Genomic DNA, 17091 nt, shown 5'->3' with positions numbered 1-17091 from the left:
GGGCGGGGGGTCAGCCGAGGAGGGTCTGGCCCCACCACTCGCCGGGCTTGCGGACACCGGGCGGGCAGGCGAAGTGGGCGGAGGCGACGTGGGTGATGTACTCGTTGAGCGCGTCGTTGGCCGCGAGCTTGGTCTGCAGCGGGACGAACGCCTTGCGGGTGTCGCGCTGGTAGGCCAGGAAGAACAGGCCGGCGTCCAGGCGGCCGAGGCCGTCGGTGCCGTCGGTGAAGGAGTAGCCGCGGCGCAGGATCATCAGCCCGTCGTTGCTGTCGGGGTGCGCCAGGCGGACGTGCGAGTCGGCGGGCATCGCGGACAGGTCGGGGGTGTCGCGTTCCTTCTGCTTGCCGTAGGGGGCGCCCTCGATCTTGGTGCGGCCGAAGGTGTCCTCCTGGTCCTTGAGCGAGGCGCGGTCCCAGGTCTCGATGGTCATCCGGATGCGGCGGGCGACCAGGTAGGAGCCGCCGGTCATCCAGTCGGCGCCGTCGCCGGGGGCGGCCCACACGTGCTGGGCGAGCGCGTCGGCGTCGGTCCCGGCGATGTTGTGGGTGCCGTCCTTGAAGCCCATCAGGTTGCGCGGGGTCTGGCTGTCGGGCGTGGTGGAGGAGGTCTTGCCGAAGCCGAGCTGCGACCAGCGGACGTTGACCACGCCCATGCCGATCCGGGCCAGGTTGCGGATCGCGTGCACGGCGACCTGCGGGTCGTCGGCGCAGGCCTGGACGCACAGGTCGCCGCCGCTGCGGGCCGGATCGAGCCGGTCGCCCCTGAACTTCGGCAGGTCGACCAGCGCCTCCGGGCGCCTGGCCCTGAGTCCGAAGCGGTCGGCGCCGTCCTTCTCGAACAGCGTCGGCCCGAAGCCGATGGTCAGGGTGAGGCGGGAGGGGGGCAGGCCCAGCGCCTCGCCGGTGTCGTCCGGCGGGGACTCGGGGACGACGCCGACCGCGCCGCCGCCGACCTCGCGCCCGCCGGTGAGCGAGGCGGCCGCCTTCGTCCACTCCTTGAGCATCTTCACCAGGGCGTCGCGGTCGTCGGTGATGACGTCGAACGCGGCGAAGTGCAGCCGGTCCTGGACCGGGGTGGAGATGCCCGCCTGGTGCTCCCCGTAGAACGGCACGTCGGGGGCCTGCGGGGCGGGGCCGCCGTCCCCGTCCGACATGGTCGCGGCGGCCACCGTGCCCACCGCGGCCGCGCCGAGCGCGACGCCGGCTCCCGCCCAGCCTATGACGGCGCGCCGGCTGAGCCCGGCGCGCGGCGCGGACCCGCCGCTCTCGGCGGGGGGCGCCTGCTGCTCGTTCTCGGCGTCCATCTCTGGCGTTCCCTCTCGGACGTGAAACCGGGTGCGGGTGCTGCCGCTGCTGCGACAGCACCCTGACGGAGGCTTAGCTTACGCTGGCCTTACCTCGCGTCCGGCCCCCGGGCACCCCGTTTGACCTGGACTTGACCGGGCGGACGCGGCTACTTGACCACCACGGCGGCGGCCAGCTTGGACAGCGGCTCGCCGAGCGAGTTGACCGCGTCCGAGAAGGTCTTGCGCTCGTCCTCGGTGACCTTGTCGTACGTGGTGTAGGTGCCGTCGGCGTTGCGGTACTTGCCGAGCAGCGCGGTGATCTTCTCGAACTCGCCGTCCAGGGTCTTGGACAGCTCCGGGTCGTTCTCGGAGGCGACCGGCTTGAGCAGCTCGTACGCCTGGCGGGCGCCCTCGACGTTGGCGGCGAAGTCGGAGAGGTCGGTGTGGCTGTAGCGGTCCTCCTCACCGGTGATCTTGTTCTTGGAGACCTCGTCCAGCAGCTCCTTGGCGCCGTTGGCCATGCCGGTGGGGGTGATCTCGGCGCTGGGGATGCGGGTCTGCCAGTCCTTCAGGTCGGTGACCAGCTGGGTGGCGAGGGTCTTCTCCTCGTCGCCGATCTTTCCGTCCTCCCAGAGCGACTTCTCCAGGCGGTGCCAGCCGGTCCACGCCTGGCCCTCCTCCAGGCCGTCCTCGCGGGTGTCGGTCTTCGGGTCGATGTCACCGAAGCTCTCGGCCACCGGCTCGGTGCGCTCCCAGCCCACCCGGGAGGCGGCGAACAGCGACTTGGCCTTCTCCACGTCGCCGGCGGTGATCGCGGCGGCGAACTGCTCCACCACCGGGATGGTGGCGTCGGCCTGCTCCTGGGCGTAGGTGCGGTAGTCGGTGACCGCCCGGGTCAGCCGGTCGTCGGTCTTCGCGGAGGCCGAGGCGCCGGCCGTGACGGTGATCTTCTGCCGGATGCCGTCGCCGGTCATGCCCGGCTTGCAGGCCACCTCGTAGGTGCCGGCCTTGATCTCGGCGTTGATGGTCGCCTTGGTGCCGGGGCCGATGTTCTCCCGCTCGGTGACGATCTTGTCGCCATCGGCGTAGACGTACACCTCGGTGACCTTGTTGCCCTTGTTCGCCACCGCCAACTCGACGTGCCCGGCCGGGAAGGAGGTCTTCGACAGGTCACACGTGCTGTCCGTCGCGGTCACCTGCACCGGGCCGGCGGCGGCGGAGCCGTCCGCCGCGGTCGGGGCGCCGTCGTCCTTCTTCGAGCACCCCACCAGCGCGGCACCCGCCACGGCGAGGACCAGGAACGCGGCAGCAGACGTACGGCGGGCAGGCATGCTCACTCCAGGAACGAGAGGGTTGGGCCGGTGCGGCGGCCGCTCGGGAACCCCCCGGAGGCCGCCAGGTAAGCTAAGGCATACCTTAGGTCCCCCGCCACACCGGGTCGACACCCCGGGCCGGACGGAGTCGCCCCGCGGCTCCCCACCCATCCCTCATTTCCGGCCAACTCCCCTGGTGCTGGCCGGACTTCACCCCGGCCCCACCCGCTCCGGGAGCCCCGCGTGTGACCGGAACCACTGCCCCGGAGCGGCACCCGCACGCACGGCGGCGCGGCGCGGGGCAGCTGCCCGCTCCGCGCCGCGCCGGTCTTGTCCTGTTCTGTCTACTGGGGGAGGTTGCGGGCCATCACGATGCGCTGGACCTGGTTGGTGCCCTCGTAGATCTGGGTGATCTTCGCGTCCCGCATCATCCGCTCCACCGGGTAGTCCCGGGTGTACCCGTAACCCCCCAGCAACTGCACCGCGTCCACCGTGATCTCCATCGCCGCGTCCGACGCGTAGCACTTGGCCGCCGCCCCGAAGAACGTCAGGTCCCCGTCCGAGCGCTGCGACTTCGCCGCCGCCGCGTAGGTGAGCTGCCGGGCCGCCTCCAGCTTCATCGCCATGTCCGCCAGCATGAACTGCACGCCCTGGAAGTCACCGATCGGCTTGCCGAACTGCCGCCGCTCCTTCACGTAGCCCTTGGCGTAGTCCAGCGCGCCCTGCGCGATGCCCAGCGCCTGCGCCGCGATGGTCACCCGGGTGTGGTCCAGCGTGCGCATCGCGGTGGCGAAGCCCGTGCCCTCCGCGCCGATCATCCGCTCCGCCGGGACGCGCACGTCGTCGAAGTACACCTCGCGGGTCGGCGAGCCCTTGATGCCGAGCTTCCTCTCGGGCGCACCGAACGACACCCCCGCGTCGTCCTTCTCCACCACGAACGCCGAGATGCCCTTGGAGCGCTTCTCGGGGTCGGTCACGGCCATCACCGTGTAGAACTCGGAGACGCCCGCGTTGGTGATCCAGCGCTTGACGCCGTTGAGCACCCAGAAGTCGCCGTCGCGCACCGCCCGGGTCCGCATCCCCGCCGCGTCCGAGCCCGCCTCCGGCTCCGACAGGCAGTAGGAGAACATGCCCTCCCCGCGGGCCAGCGCCCCCAGGTACTTCGCCTTCAACTCCTCCGAACCCGACAACTGCACCGGCAGCGAGCCCAGCTTGTTCACCGCCGGGATCAACGACGACGACGCGCACACCCGCGCCACCTCCTCGATCACCAGCACCGTCGCCAGCGCGTCCGCCCCCGCACCCCCGTACTCCTCCGGCACGTGCACCGCGTGCAGGTCCGCCGCCCGCAACGCGTCCAACGCCTCCTGCGGGAAACGCCCCTCCTCGTCCACCGCCGCCGCGAACGGAGCGATCTTCGCCTCCGCCAGCGCACGCACCGACTCCCGGAGCATCTCGTGCTCCTCGCCGAGCCGGTAGAGGTCGAAGTCCTGGGTCATGGCAGTCTCCTCGGTGTGGCACTCAGTACCCCCGATTATGCACACTCAGTGCCGTCCGGCCCAGCCCGAACCGCCTGGTCGGTGCTACCGTCCCGGTATGAGCGAGGTGCATGAGCAGGACCGGGCGCCCGGCGTCGGCGCGGCCCGGCCGACGATGCGGGACGCGCTGGTCGAGGCGGCGTTCGAGCTGTTCTCGGAGCGGGGTTTCGAGCAGACCACGATCGACGACATCGTCTCGCTCGCCGGGGTCGGCCGCCGGTCGTTCTTCCGGTACTTCCCGTCGAAGGAGGCGGTGGTCTTCCCCGACCACGACGGCTGCCTGGCGGACATGACCGCCTTCCTGGGCGCGGCCGACCCGGCGGGCGACCCGGTGGAGCAGGTGTGCGACGCGGCCCGGCTGGTGCTGCGGATGTACGCGGGCAACCCGGCCTTCTCGGTGGGGCGCTACCGGCTGACCAAGCAGGTGCCCACCCTGCGCACCCACGAGCTGTCGGTGGTCTGGCGCTACGAGCGCACCCTGGCCGGCCACCTGCGCACCCGGTACGCGGCCCGCTCGGACGGCGCGCTGCGGGCCGACGTGATCGCGGCGGCGGTGGTCGCGGCGCACAACTACGCGCTGCGGGCCTGGCTGCGCTCGGGCGGCGAGGGCGACGTGGGCGCGGCGGTGGACGAGGCGCTGCAACTGGTGGTGGCGACCTGGGGGGACGGCGCGGAGGGCGGCGGGGGCGGCAGCTCGCAGGACGACGAGGTGGTGGTGATGGTGGCCCGGCGCGGCACGCCGATGTGGCGGGTGGTGCAGGGGGTGGAGGCGGCCCTGGAGGGCTGACCGGACCGGTCGGCCGGTCCGTCCGCGGAGCCGGCCCGCGGAGCTGACAGTCTGTCGAACATCGTCCGATATGACTGGCACTCGGTACCTTTACACGAGGCACTGAGTGCCATACCGTCCTTCTGGCAGACGCCCCGACCGCACGCCCGCTCCCGGGCGGCGGTACGGCGGCGCACCCAGGTCCAGGGAGGAGACGGCCATGACCCTCACGCTCGCCCCGTCCGCACCGCACGCCCCGCTCGCCCCGTTCGAGCCCTTCGCCGAACACCCCTTCCCCGCGCACTCCGCCGGCCCGGCCGGCGAGGCCGAACTCGACTACCGGCGCTGCCAGTGGTGCCACTCGGCCAGCGCGGCGTCCTGCCTGCTGTGCCCGGTGTGCGGCTCGGCCGACCTGTCGCCCGCCCGGGCCTGCGGGCAGGGCACGGTGCAGCGCCTGCTGCGCCCGACCCGGCGCGGCCCGCACCTGGGGCGGCCGTACCTGATCGTGCTGGACGAGGGCTTCACCGTGCAGGCCACCGTGCTCGGCGGGCTGCCGGGCGCGGTGCCGATCGGCGCCCGGGTGCACCTGGTGACCAGCGAGGAGGGCGGCCGGACGCTGACCTTCCGGCTCGCACCCCGCCCCTGAGCACCCCCGCGAAGGTCCCCGGGCCGCCGCCCCACCGGCGCCCGGCCCGCGCCCCCGGTCGTGGCACTCGGTGCCACGACCGGGGGCGTTCTCCTTCGGACGTGCGTGCCGTGCGCACACTTCCGACATGCCTTCTCCCGGCTGTGCCGGCCTGGCGGGAACCGGTGCACGCACCGCCGCCGCGCGGGTAGGGTCGATGGCGTTTGCCGTTCCGGGGGAGGTACTCGCACGTGCTCGGTCTGAGCGCACATCAACCGGCCGCCGTCTGGCACCCGTTGTCCGGCCCGCCGCCGGTGCGGGCCTGGTGCCGCGGGCTGGCGGCCAATCCCGGGGCGCCGGTCGGGGTGCTGCTGCGGCTGCTGGCGGAGGGCGCCGAGCCGCTCGGGCCGGTGCGCCGCCCGGAGCTGCCGGCGCCGGTGCTGGAGGCCGCGCTGCGGCACCCGCAGTGGCCGGTGCGGGCGGCGCTGGCCGAGCGCCCGGACCTGTCCGCGCGGACGCTGGCGGCGCTGGCCGGCGACCGGGAGCGCCGGGTCCGCCGGGCCGCCGCGTCGGCCGCGCACCGGGTGGCGCTGCCCCCGGCCGCGCTGGCCGCGCTGGCCGCCGACCGCGACCCGGAGACCCGCCGCCGGGTGCCGGGCTGCGCGGGCCTGCCGCCGGAGCTGCTGGTGGCCCTGGTCCAGGACACCTCGCCACCGGTGCGCGCGGCGGCGGTCCGGGCGGAGTCCTGGCCGCAGCTGCCGCCCCGGGTGCGGACCGGGCTGCGGGCCGACCGCGACCCGGCGGTGCGGGCCGCGGTGCAGCGGGCGCTGCGGGTGGAGCGCGAGCTGCCGGTGACGCTGGCCGGGTACATCGCCGAGAGCGACCCGGCCCGCCGGGAACGGACGGCGGCCTCGGCGGCGCTGGAGCGGCCGCTGGGCGAGTGGCTGGTGCTGGACGACGACCCGCGGATCCGGGCCGCCGCGGCGGGCAACCCGCGGCTGCCCACCGACCTGGCGCTGGCCCTGGCGGCCGACCCGAACGAGGCGGTGCGCCTGGCGGTGTCGCTGCGCCCGGACCTGACCGAGGAGCAGCGCGCGGCGGTGGCCTGCCGGCTGCCGGACGCCGCGCCGCCGCTGCCGTGGGTGGCCGGGCGGGCGGACGATCCGACGGAGCTGCTGCGGCTGGCCCGCTCGGCGCACCCGCTGGTGCGGTGCGCGGTCGCCTCGCTGGAGCGGCTGCCCCGGGCGGTGGTGGCGGTGCTGGCGGCCGACGGTGAGCTGCGGGTGCGCCTGGCGCTGGCGGAGCACTGCGCGGACGCGCCGGGCGCGCTGCTGCGCTCGGTGTACGGGCAGTTGCTGGGCCCGGCCGCGCTGCTGGCGGACGCCCGGTTCCCGGCGCCGGGCCTGGCCCGCTGGGCCGAGCGCCCGGAGCCCGCGCTGCGGTTGGCCGCGCTGCGCGATCCGGAGCTGGCGCCGGAGGTGCCGGCCGCGCTGGCGGCGGACCGCGACGCGCTGGTGGCGCGGGCCGCGGCGGCCGATCCGCGGCTGCCGTGGCGGACGCTGCTGCGGGCGCTGGAGCCGGACGCGCAGCCGGAGGCGGCGGCGGCGAACCCGGCGCTGCCGGTGCCGTTCATGCACCGCCTGCTGGAGCTGTCGGCCCCGCGTTGAGCCGCTGGGCCGCGAGCCACTGGGCCGCGATCCACCGAGCCGCGAGCCGCTGAGCTGCGGCGACGCCGGTGGCGGGGCCCCGTTGCGCCGCCCGGAATACCCCCAGGTCGGTGAAGGTTCAACCACCTGTCGGGCCGGTACGGCCCGGCGGGAGACCCGGAAACGGGAAGGAGCAGCCCATGACCACCGACCTCCGCCCCACCGACCCCCGCCCGCTCGGCGCGGCCCTGGTGTCCCCGGACGAGAGCGCGGCCGAACGCTGGGCCCGCGCCCGGCTGTTCTTCGACTCCAAGGCGTACGCGGACGCCGCGCTGATCCTGGCCGGCGTGGTCGCGGAGGTGCCCGAGCAGGTCGGCCCGCGCCTGCTGCTGGCCCGGGCCTACTACCACTCGGCCCAACTGCGCCGCGCCGAGGAGCAACTGCGCGAGGTGATCGCGCGCGACCCGGTGGAGCCCTACGCGCACCTGGTGCTCGGCCGCGTCCTGGAGCGCCAGGGCCGGTCCGCCGAGGCCGCCCCGTACCTGCGGCTGGCGGCCGTGTTCGACGGGGAGTTCCCGCAGGGCTGAGCCACCGCCGCCCGTGACCGCAGCACACCGCACCGCACCGCCCCCGGCCGTCCCCCGGCCGGGGGCGGTGCGCTGTCCGCCCGTGTCCCGGCCCGGACGCCGCCCGCGTGCTGTCGTCGCCCGGCCCGGCCCCTGGCAGGCTGGAGGGAGCGCGCCCTCGGGGCGAACGGAACGGAGGTCCGACCGATGCGGACACTGGAGGAGCAGATCGAGGTGACCGCCCCGGTCGGGACGGCCTGGTCGCAGCTGCACCGGGTCGCCGAGTACCCGCTGTTCGTCGCCGGGGTGGTGCACGCCAGCGCCCACGGCCGGCACCACGCGCACTTGGACGTGGAGTTCGGCGGCGAGCGGCACGCGGTGGACGCGGAGCTGACCGACCACGGGCGGGGCCGGGTGATGAGCTGGGAGACGGTGGACGGTCCGCCGCTGCGCGGCACCTTCGCGCTGCGGGAGCTGGACGCCGCGCACACCCGGGTGCAGCTGCGGCTGGAGTACGACCCGCAGGAGCTGACCGAGTCGCTGGGCGGCCCGCACGGCGGGTACGCGCAGAGCCACGCGGTGGAGGACGCGGTCCGCGCCGACCTGGAGCTGTTCAAGCAGCTCTGCGAGGAGTGAGCGCCCGGCCCGGGGCCCGTCTCCCGGCCCTCCCCCCGGCCCGTCCCCCGGTCACTCCGCCAGCGGCAGTTCGGCCCAGATGACCTTCCCGCTGGCGGGGTAGCGGGTGCCCCAGCGCTCGGCGAGCTGGGCGACCAGGAACAGGCCGCGCCCGCCCTCGTCGGTGTCGGTGGCGTAGCGCAGGTGCGGGGAGGTGGCCGAGCCGTCCCGGACCTCGCAGATCAGCGCCCGGTCGCGCAGCAGCCGGACCCGGATCGGCGGGGCGGCGTACCGGATGGCGTTGGTGATCAGTTCGCTGAGCACGAGTTCGGCGGCGAACGCCTGGTCGGCCAGGCCCCAGTCGGCCAGGCGGCGGGTGACGGCGGCCCGGATGCGGGCGACGGCGGCGGGGTCGGCGGGGACCTCCCAGTCGGCGACGTGGTCGGCGGGCAGCGCGCGGGTGCGGGCCACCAGCAGGGCGGTGTCGTCGGCGGGGTTGACCGGCAGTAGGGCGGCCAGCACGTCCTCGCAGGTCTGCCGGGGGTCGCGGCCGGGGTGGGCGAGGGCGGCGCGCAGCAGTTTCAGGCCGTGGTCGAGGTCGTGGCTGCGGGACTCGACCAGCCCGTCGGTGTACAGCACCAGCCGGCTGCCCTCGGGGAGTTCGAGTTCGACGCTCTCGTAGGGCATGCCGGTGAGGCCGAGCGGCGGCCCGGCGGGCAGGTCGACGATCTCGACCCGGCCGTCGGGGTAGGCCACGGCGGGCGGCGGGTGGCCGGCCCGGGCGAGGGTGCAGCGGCGGGTGACCGGGTCGTAGACGGCGTACAGGCAGGTCGCGCCGGTGATCGGGCGTTCGCTGCCGTCGGGCGCGGGGTGTTCCTGGTCGAGGCGGTTGACCAGGGCGTCGAGGTGGCCGAGCAGTTCGTCGGGGGCGAGGTCGAGCGAGGAGAAGGTGTGCACGGCGGTGCGCAGCCGTCCCATGGTGGCGGCGGCGTGCACGCCGTGGCCGACCACGTCGCCGACCACCAGGGCGACCCGGGCGCCGGAGAGCGGGATGACGTCGAACCAGTCGCCGCCGACGCCGGCCTGCGCGGGCAGGTAGCGGGAGGCGACCTCCAGGGCGTGCTGCTCGGGGAGCCCGGCGGGCAGCAGGCTGTGCTGGAGGGCGACGGCCATGGTGTGCTCGCGGGTGTAGCGGCGGGCGTTCTCGACCAGGACGGCGGCGCGGGCGGTGAGTTCCTCGGCGAGGGTGCGGTCCTCCTCGTCGAAGGCCGGGCGCGGGCGGGCCCGCCAGAAGGTGGCCACGCCCAGCAGCGTCCCGCCGACCGTCAGCGGCACCGTGACCAGGGTGTGCACGCCCTGGTCGCGCATCGCCTCGACGGTGCTCGGGTGGATCTCGTCCCAGGCGGCCAGCGCGGCCGACAGGTCGGGTTCGACCACCGAGCGCAGCCCGGCGACGGCCCGGGCCCGGGGGGTGCCGGGGACGAGCGGGACGGGCGAGCCGGGGGCCAGCAGCGGCGGCAGTTCGCCGATGCCGGCCAGCGCGGCGCGGTGCAGCGGGCGGCTCTGCCCGGGGCGCGGTTCGCCGCCGGCCAGCACGCCCTCGTACAGGTCGACGCAGGCGAAGTCGGCGAACGCCGGGACCAGGGCGGCGGCGAGTTCCTCGCAGGTGCGGGTGATGTCGAGGGTGGTGCCGATCGAGGCACCGGCCCGGTAGAGCAGTTCCAGGCGCAGCCGGGCGGTGTCGGACCCGTGGAGCGGGGCGGTGTCGCGCAGGGTGGCGATCAGGTAGGACGGGCCGCCGGAGCGGTCGGTGGGGTGCAGGTCGACGCCGAGGACGCGGTCGTGGACGACGGCGCGGGCGTCGGTGAACTCTTCGGAGCCGTGCAGCAGCGCGGTCAGGGCGGGCGGCAGGTCGAACGCGTCGAGCGGGCGGCCCTCGCAGTCGGCGGGCAGGTCGAGCAGGCGGCGGGCCTCGTCGTTGGCGTGGCGCAGCACCCGGTCGGGGTCGAGCAGCAGCACCGCCTCGCGGACGACGGCCGGTACGGGCGCGCGGTGCCGGCCCCGCCCGTCCGCGGCGGGCCTCATCCGGGCCGTCCGGCGGGGGCGGGCGCCACGCGGGCCGCCGGGGCGGGACGTGCGGCGATGGACAGCCGTCGCGGAGGGGTACCGCCCGCCACGCTGCGTGCACCGGGTGCTGCCCGAAACCGGGTCATACGCCCATTCCTACACTCCCGGCTCGGAGCGGGCCAATGGCCGCGCCCGGATTTCCCGGGTCGGCGAGCCGGTTCCCACCGGGGCCCGTTCGCGTGACAGGGCGTCAGGCGGCCGACGGGACGGGGTCGTGGACGAGGACGAGGCGGAGCGGGTCCGCGTGCTGGACCACCCGGATCTGCCGAAGCGGGCGAAGCGGCCGAGGGCGGGCGGGCGGCTGCGCGCTTGACCGCGCGGCCACGGCATCGGCCGGTTCCCGCTGGAGGCCGCGGAGGTCCGGGTCGACCCGCGTGCGGTGCGATGTCGGGCCGGACGGGCAGTCCGGACGGGCAGTGGCGGGGGCGCCGGTGACCGCTGTCCGCCCGGTGGTGTCCGCTCCGCGGTGTCTGCTCCGCGGGCGCGCGGGGCACCCCGGGCGCGGGGGCGGGGTGGGCCGGGGAGAGGATGGGTGGATGTAGAAGCCAAGCGTCTGTGCGGAGAGGTCCCGCCATGCCCCACATCACCGTCGACTACTCGCCGCAGCTCGCCGACGCCTTCGACCGCCCCGGCTTCGTGCGCGAGCTGCACCCGCTGGTGCGCGAGTGGGTGGCGTCCCGGGGCGTGTGCAAGACCTTCTTCCGCCCGGCGGCGGAGACCTGGGTCGACGCCGCGGACGGGCAGGTGGTGGCCTTCGTGCACATCGCGATCGGCCTGCTGCCCGGACGGCCGGAGGGGCTCAAGGCCCGCCTCTCGGAGGAGGTGCTGCGGCTGCTCGACAAGCACCTGCGCCCCGTGCTGGGCCGCGAGGTGGTGCGCTCGGCGGAGGTCCGCGACCTGACGGCCTCCTACCGCCTGCGCACCGGCTGGTAGTCGCCCGGTGGCCGCCCGGTGGCCACCCCGCCCGCTCAGCGGTGGCCCAGGACGTTCACCACCCGGCCGTTCGGGTCCCGGACGAAGAAGCGGCGCACGCCCCACTCCTCGTCGCTCAGCGGGTGGACGATCTCGGCCCCCGCGGCCAGCATCGCGGCGTGCGCGGCGTCCACGTCGGCCACCTCCACGCTCAGGTCCGGCACCACGGGCGCGGTGGCGTCCCGGGCCATCAGGCTCACCTGGGCGGTCGGGCTGCCGGGCCCGGCCAGCGTCATGATCCAGCCGTGGTTCATGGCCTCCTCGAACCCGAGCCGCCCGTAGAACTCCCGGTTCTCCGACCGCGTCCGCTCCCCCTCCCCCGCCACCCGCAGGTTCGGCACCACCCGCCGCACCGGCCGGGCGGGCCGCTCGGCGGCGTCGAACGCGGGCCCGAGCGGGGCCAGCGCCGCGCGCAGCCGCTCGGGCAGCGAGCCGTCGGGGCCGGCCCGGCCCCCGGCCGGGCCGGTCGCGGGCGGACGGAGCCAGTCCTCCAGCGCGATCCGGACCGCGGCGGCGGTGGCCGCCGCGAGGACCCGGGCCCCTTGCGCCCCCGCGCCGTCCAGGCGTCCGGCGATCGCCGCCGCGAGCGGGGCCTCGATCCCGGCGGTGGTGCCGAGGAACGCCTCGCGCAGCGCGGGCCGGGCGGCGATCAGCCGCAGCGCCTCGGGGGCCCGCTCGCCGGTGCCGGTGTACTGCTCGACCACCGCGTCGGTGACCGCCTCGGCCAGCCGCACCCGCGCGGGCCGGGCCGCGACCGCCGCGGCGACTCGCTCCTCCCGGTCGGCGGTGACGGCGGAGACGATCGCCTGCTCCCGCCCGGCGAAGTAGTTGTGGTACGTGCGCGGCGAGACCCCGGCCGCCTCGGCGACGTCCTCCACCCGCACCTCGTCCGGCCCCCGCTCCAGGGCCAGCCGCAGGGCCGCTTCGCGCAGCGCCTCCCGGGTGGCCCGCTTCTTCCGCTCCCGCAGCCCAGGTGTCGTCACGGGCACCAGCGTTCCACACCGCCCTGCACGCCCGCAATCATGCGCCGACGCAAATGTCTGCGCGCGCACACTTGCCTTCGCGCACACTTACCGTCACGTATGTTTACCTTCACGCACACTTGCGGCAACGCAGACTTGCCGACGGCTCCGGCCCGCCCCAGGACGGCAGGAACGGCGGAGGGCAAGCACCGGGCACGCCGGGGAAACACGACCACGACGCCGGACGCGTCGCACGCGGCCGGGCCTCCCGCCCGGACGGCGACCCGCGCGATGGCCCCGGCCGGGCGTCGTCGGGCTGCTCGACGGGCGGTGCGGCGCCGATCGCCCCCCACCTGCCCCGGGAGCCCGAGGCCGCCTTCGGCGCGGTCGCCCGGCGCTACCGGTGGCGGCCCCGCTCCGCTGCCCCGCCGTCGCCCTACTGCGGCCCCGCGGGGCCGGGGCGGGCCTGCGCGGGCAGGCGGCCCGCCCGGGCGTGGGCCCAGGAGAGCAGGAGCGCGGCCAGCACCAGGGCGATCACCAGGGCCTGGACCAGCGAGGACGCCGACCCGCCGCGCAGCGCCGCCGAGAACGGCAGGGCCAGCACCGGCAGGGCCACCGCCGGGCCGGCCGCGTACCAGGCGGCGAACACCGCGACACCGGTGCTCCCGCCGGACGGCTGCGCCGAGCGGTACAGCAGGTCGCGGCGGGCCGCGCCGCGGCAGGCGTTCACCAGCCCGGCCGCGACCAGCGGCGGGACGGCCAGCGGCGCCAGCCAGGCCGCCGCCCCGCCGCCGGACGCCAGCACCGCGCCCGCCCCGGCCGCCGCCAGGACCAGCCCGAGCCCGGCGGGCACCACCGCGTGGCGCAGCATGAGCTCGGCGAACGGGTACGGGGACCAGGACGCCCGGCGGACGTCGTCGGTCTCGATCCGGGCGGGCTCCAGCAGCTGGGCCGTGGCCAGGTAGCCGAACAGCAGGGCGAGCACCGTGACCGCCCAGGACAGCCCACCCCGGGCGCCGTGCGCCAGCACCGCGCAGAGCAGCGCCGGCACGGTCAGCAGCACCGCGCGCCCGAGCCGGGCCGGGGCCCGCAGCAGCGAGAGGGTGTCGCGCCAGTACAGCACCAGCCGGGGCCGCCGGGGCGCGGGCAGCCGGACCCGCAGCGGCCGTCCGCCGCCGGAGGCTCCGGCCACCGCCAGCCGGGCGGCCCGCAGCTCGACGGTGCGCAGTGCGGCCAGCACCCCGGCGGCCGTCCGGGCCCGCTCGCGCAGCAGGGGCAGCGGGACGGTGGCGACGGCCCGGTCGGCGAGCACCAGGCCGAGCGCGGTCGGCACCAGCAGCAGCGCGGCGGCGAACCAGCCGCCCGGGACGGCGGCGGGCGTCGGGGCCAGCGCGGCGATCCCGGCCCAGCCCCACGGGCCCGACCACAGCTCGACCCGCTCCAGCCAGGGCACGGGGTGGCCCGCGACGGCCAGCCCGCTCTGCACCGCGAGCGCCAGGACCAGCACGGTCGCGTACGGGGTCAGGGTGCGCGCCCAGCGGGCGGCCCGCGGGCTGTGCTGCACCAGCAGGCCCGCGCAGACGCCCAGCAGCGGCAGGCACACCCCGCCCACCAGGCACCAGCCGAGCGCGGCGGGCAGGCCGACCCGCACGGTCAGGCCGAGCGCGACCATGCCGCCGACGGCCAGCACCAGCCCGGGCAGGGCGGCCAGCCCGCAGGAGAGCCAGAACCACGGGCGCAGCACCGGCCGGGGCCGGACCGGGTGGGCCAGCAGCCAGTCGGTGGTGGCCCGGGGCGGGACGACCGGCCCGCGCCACAGTCCGTCGCGGACGGCCAGCAGCAGCGTCGCCAGCCCCACCGCGGCGATGCCGCTGGGCAGGGCGGCCAGCAGGCCGGGGCCGTGGGTGGTGTAGTCCGCGCCCATCGACGCCTGGAGGAACAGGCCGAAGCTGGGGACGCCGCCCCAGATCACCAGGATCAGCAGGGTGCAGTAGAGCCCGAAGGCGACCTGCTTGAACCGGTTGCGCCGGTGCGGGGCGCGCAGGGCGCGCAGCAGGGCCAGCGCCTCGTCGGTCCAGTCGTCGTCCGCCGTCCACTCGGCGGCGGTGGCGGGGGCGGGGGCCGCGTCCTCGGGCCCGTCCTCCGCGACCACGACCACGGCCGCCGCCTCGGCTTCGGCCCCGACCCCGGTCACGGCATCGGCCCTGGCTTCGGCTTCGGCCCGGGCCTCGGGGCGGTTCACCGGGCCCCGGCCGGTGCGGGGTAGCCGGGGGCGTCCGCGGCGAGGATCTCGGCGGGCGGGCCCTGGCGGACGATCCGGCCCTCCTCCAGCACCACCACCCGGTCGGCGACCTCCCGGGCGAGGTCGCCGTGGTGGGTGACCAGCAGCACCGCGACCCCGTCGGCGAGTTCCGCGGTGAGGAGTTCGGCGAGGCGGCGGCGGGCCTGCGGGTCGAGGCGCTGCTCGGGTTCGTCGAGCAGCAGCAGGTCGCGCGGCCGGACCAGCGCGCAGGCCAGCAGCAGGGCCTGCATCTGCCCCGAGGAGAGGGCGGAGGGCAGTGCGTCGGCCCGTTCGGTGAGCGAGCGGTCCGCCAGCACCTGGTCGACCCAGTCGGCGGCGTCGGCGACGCCGTGCGCGACGGCGACCAGCAGCAGGTGCTCGCGCACCGTGAGGTCGGGGTAGCAGGCGACGGTGTCACCGACGACCGCGACCCGGGCCCGGATCCGGGGGTCGTTCTCGTTCATCGCCAGGCCGTCGAAGCGCACCGTGCCCTTGGTCGGCAGGTCGCGCCCGGCGGCGATCCGCAGCAGGGTCGACTTGCCGGAGCCGTTGTGCCCGAGCAGGGCGACGCACTCGCCGGCCGCCAGGTCGAGGTCGACGGGGTGCAGCACCTCCCGTCCGCCGTACGAGCGGCTCACCCCGGTGAGTTGCAGCAGCGCCCGGCGTGCGCGGGCACGCGGTGCGGCGGAGTTCTTGGCCATGCGGAGGATGCCTCTCGACGGACGGACCGCCCAAGTATGGACCCGGTACCCGGCTCCCCCGCCCACCGCCCCGCGGCTCCCCCGGCACGCCCCCTCACCGCACCGGCCGCCGCGCGGCCGCCCTGCGGGCGACGGGGGTGCGAGGACAGCCCCTACCGGGCCAGGAAGTCGGCGAGTTCGGCGTTCAGCGCGGCGGGGTGGCGGTGGGGCAGGTCGTGGTGGGAGACCCCGGCCAGGGTGCGGACCCGGGCCCGGGGCAGCAGGGCCGTGGCGCGGGCGGCGAGGGTGCGCGGGTCGTGGCTGCGGCTGTCGGCGGCGGGGAGGACCAGGCACGGGGCGTCGAGGGCGGCCAGCGCCGCGGGGCCGGGGCGGGGGCCGGTGACGGGGCGGGCGGCGGGGAAGGTCGCGGCGAGGCCGTACAGGCGGACCCAGTCCGGGTCGAGCGGGGCGCCGCCGGTCTCCCAGGCCAGGAAGGCGCGGGCCCGGCGCTCGCTGGGGCGGGCCAGCAGCGGGGCGGCGTGCAGCAGGTAGGGGAGGCGGAAGCCGGTGAAGCAGCCGGTCGGGTCGAGCAGCGCCAGCCGGGAGACCCGGGCGGGACGGCGCAGCGCGTAGGACAGGGCGATCCAGCCGCCGTACGAGTGCCCGCACAGGTCGGCGCGGTCGGCGCCGAGCGCGTCGAGGACGGCGTCCAGCCAGCCGTGCAGGTCCTCGACGGTGCGCGGTCGCGGTCGGCCCGCCGGGTCGGAGCGGCCGGCCTCGCCGATCCGGTCGACGGCGAACACCCGGGCGGTGCGGGCGAGTTCGCCGACATTGGCCCACCAGCTGGCGGCGGTCGCGCCGCCGCCGTGGAGCAGCAGCAGGGGCGGGGCGCCGGGCGGCCCGGCGGCGTTGACCCGGGTGGTGCCGTACGGGGTGGCGAGGTCGAGGGTGTCGACCGGGACGGGCCAGCGGTCGAGCAGGGCGTCGTAGGCGGACAGGAAGGCGGACCGGTCGAATCCCATCGGGGCTCCTCGGGCAGTTGCCTCGCTCGGCAGTCGTCTCGCTCGGCAATCATCTCGTGCAGCAAGTTTCTCGCTCAGCGAGATACTATGCGGGACGGAGCCGCCCCCGAACAACCACCCCGTCCCCGTCCCCAGAGAGGCCGACCGGATGACCGACCGGATGACCGACCCCGGCCCGGGCCTGCGCACCGTCCACCAGCTGCGCGCGCTGACCGTCGAACTCGACCTGCTGGCCGCCGCGTTCGCGCAGCGCCACGGCCTGCACCCGACCGACCTGCGGGCGCTGATCGCGCTGCTGGACGCCGCCCGGGCCGGGACGCCCGCCACGCCCGGGCGGCTGGGCCGCGAGCTGGGCGTCAACTCGGCGGGCACCACCGCCGTGCTGGACCGGCTGGAGCGGCTGGGCCACGTCCGCCGCGCCCGCGACCCGCACGACCGGCGGCGGGTGCTGCTGGAGGTCACCGAGCGGGCGGTGGCCCTCGGCCAGGGCTTCTTCGGCCCGCTGATCGGCGAGACGGTCGCCCTGGTCGACGGGTTGTCCCCGGCCGAACGGGCCACCGTCGAGGGCTTCCTGGCGTCCATGCGGGAGATCGTCGCCCGGCACGCGGACGGCGGCGGGGCGGGGTAGCCGGTGGAGGCGCGGACCTGCGGACGCGCGGACGCCCGGGCGGGTGGGGCCCGCCCGGGCGTCCG

Annotated in this window: 15 protein-coding genes and 1 pseudogene; 7 read left to right on the top strand and 9 right to left on the bottom strand. The window is 76.4% G+C overall.

Annotated elements, in window-relative coordinates:
- Window positions 1–10 precede the first annotated feature (10 nt).
- From efeB to ACIP60_RS07405, 3 genes are all read right to left on the bottom strand, one after another.
- Window positions 11–1303 carry an iron uptake transporter deferrochelatase/peroxidase subunit gene (gene efeB / locus ACIP60_RS07415; protein ID WP_400681029.1) on the bottom strand — a complete coding sequence of 431 codons (1293 nt, stop codon included), beginning with the start codon at window positions 1301–1303 and terminating at the stop codon, window positions 11–13.
- A gap of 149 nt (window positions 1304–1452) precedes the next feature.
- A complete protein-coding gene (efeO, locus tag ACIP60_RS07410; protein WP_400681027.1) occupies window positions 1453–2616 on the bottom strand; it encodes an iron uptake system protein EfeO in 1164 nt (387 codons plus the stop codon).
- Between the two features lie 326 nt (window positions 2617–2942).
- On the bottom strand, window positions 2943–4097 hold the full coding sequence (locus ACIP60_RS07405) for an acyl-CoA dehydrogenase family protein (RefSeq protein ID WP_400681024.1): 1155 nt from the start codon (window positions 4095–4097) through the stop codon (window positions 2943–2945).
- 97 nt (window positions 4098–4194) lie between these two features.
- On the opposite strand from ACIP60_RS07405, the gene ACIP60_RS07400 reads away from it, so the two are divergent.
- The 5 genes from ACIP60_RS07400 to ACIP60_RS07380 all read left to right on the top strand — a co-directional run bounded on the left by ACIP60_RS07400 (window position 4195) and on the right by ACIP60_RS07380 (window position 8375).
- Window positions 4195–4923 (top strand): TetR family transcriptional regulator, encoded by a 729-nt coding sequence (locus tag ACIP60_RS07400; protein ID WP_400681021.1) that lies wholly within the window; start codon window positions 4195–4197, stop codon window positions 4921–4923.
- A gap of 199 nt (window positions 4924–5122) precedes the next feature.
- Window positions 5123–5548 carry a Zn-ribbon domain-containing OB-fold protein gene (locus ACIP60_RS07395; RefSeq protein ID WP_400681020.1) on the top strand — a complete coding sequence of 142 codons (426 nt, stop codon included), beginning with the start codon at window positions 5123–5125 and terminating at the stop codon, window positions 5546–5548.
- 230 nt (window positions 5549–5778) lie between these two features.
- A complete protein-coding gene (locus tag ACIP60_RS07390) occupies window positions 5779–7194 on the top strand; it encodes a hypothetical protein (protein ID WP_400681018.1) in 1416 nt (471 codons plus the stop codon).
- Window positions 7195–7373: 179 nt separating this feature from the next.
- Complete coding sequence (locus ACIP60_RS07385) at window positions 7374–7760, top strand: tetratricopeptide repeat protein (RefSeq protein ID WP_400681015.1); 387 nt, start codon at window positions 7374–7376, stop codon at window positions 7758–7760.
- A gap of 186 nt (window positions 7761–7946) precedes the next feature.
- Window positions 7947–8375, top strand: a complete 429-nt coding sequence (locus ACIP60_RS07380) for an SRPBCC family protein (protein ID WP_400681014.1) — start codon at window positions 7947–7949, stop codon at window positions 8373–8375.
- A 51-nt stretch (window positions 8376–8426) separates the two neighbouring features.
- Here the strand turns inward: ACIP60_RS07380 and ACIP60_RS07375 are convergent, their stop codons facing one another.
- Entirely contained in the window at window positions 8427–10439 is a 2013-nt protein-coding gene (locus ACIP60_RS07375) for a SpoIIE family protein phosphatase (RefSeq protein WP_400681012.1), read from the bottom strand.
- A 615-nt stretch (window positions 10440–11054) separates the two neighbouring features.
- Between ACIP60_RS07375 and ACIP60_RS07370 the strand changes: the two genes are divergently transcribed.
- A complete protein-coding gene (locus tag ACIP60_RS07370) occupies window positions 11055–11414 on the top strand; it encodes a 5-carboxymethyl-2-hydroxymuconate Delta-isomerase (protein WP_400681011.1) in 360 nt (119 codons plus the stop codon).
- 35 nt (window positions 11415–11449) lie between these two features.
- Here ACIP60_RS07370 and ACIP60_RS07365 read toward each other — a convergent pair whose 3' ends face one another.
- The 5 genes and pseudogenes from ACIP60_RS07365 to ACIP60_RS07345 all read right to left on the bottom strand — a co-directional run bounded on the left by ACIP60_RS07365 (window position 11450) and on the right by ACIP60_RS07345 (window position 16398).
- Window positions 11450–11806, bottom strand: coding sequence for a VOC family protein (locus tag ACIP60_RS07365; RefSeq protein WP_100838228.1), 357 nt, complete (start codon window positions 11804–11806; stop codon window positions 11450–11452).
- Window positions 11807–12436: pseudogene (locus ACIP60_RS07360) on the bottom strand (TetR/AcrR family transcriptional regulator); the annotation flags it as partial.
- A 415-nt stretch (window positions 12437–12851) separates the two neighbouring features.
- Window positions 12852–14609 (bottom strand): hypothetical protein, encoded by a 1758-nt coding sequence (locus ACIP60_RS07355; RefSeq protein WP_400681010.1) that lies wholly within the window; start codon window positions 14607–14609, stop codon window positions 12852–12854.
- Between the two features lie 44 nt (window positions 14610–14653).
- Window positions 14654–15397 carry an ABC transporter ATP-binding protein gene (locus tag ACIP60_RS07350; RefSeq protein ID WP_400681009.1) on the bottom strand — a complete coding sequence of 248 codons (744 nt, stop codon included), beginning with the start codon at window positions 15395–15397 and terminating at the stop codon, window positions 14654–14656.
- 152 nt (window positions 15398–15549) lie between these two features.
- Window positions 15550–16398 carry an alpha/beta fold hydrolase gene (locus ACIP60_RS07345; RefSeq protein ID WP_400681007.1) on the bottom strand — a complete coding sequence of 283 codons (849 nt, stop codon included), beginning with the start codon at window positions 16396–16398 and terminating at the stop codon, window positions 15550–15552.
- A 148-nt stretch (window positions 16399–16546) separates the two neighbouring features.
- Here ACIP60_RS07345 and ACIP60_RS07340 point away from each other — a divergent pair, with 148 nt between their 5' ends.
- Window positions 16547–17026 (top strand): MarR family winged helix-turn-helix transcriptional regulator, encoded by a 480-nt coding sequence (locus ACIP60_RS07340; RefSeq protein WP_400681005.1) that lies wholly within the window; start codon window positions 16547–16549, stop codon window positions 17024–17026.
- Window positions 17027–17091: the final 65 nt, after the last annotated feature.

It is taken from the genome of Kitasatospora sp. NPDC088783 (assembly GCF_044750705.1).
Classification (GTDB): Bacteria; Actinomycetota; Actinomycetes; order Streptomycetales; family Streptomycetaceae; genus Kitasatospora; species Kitasatospora fiedleri.
The sequence above is the reverse complement of the archived record's forward strand: the minus strand, read 5'-3'. Positions and strand labels throughout refer to the sequence as shown.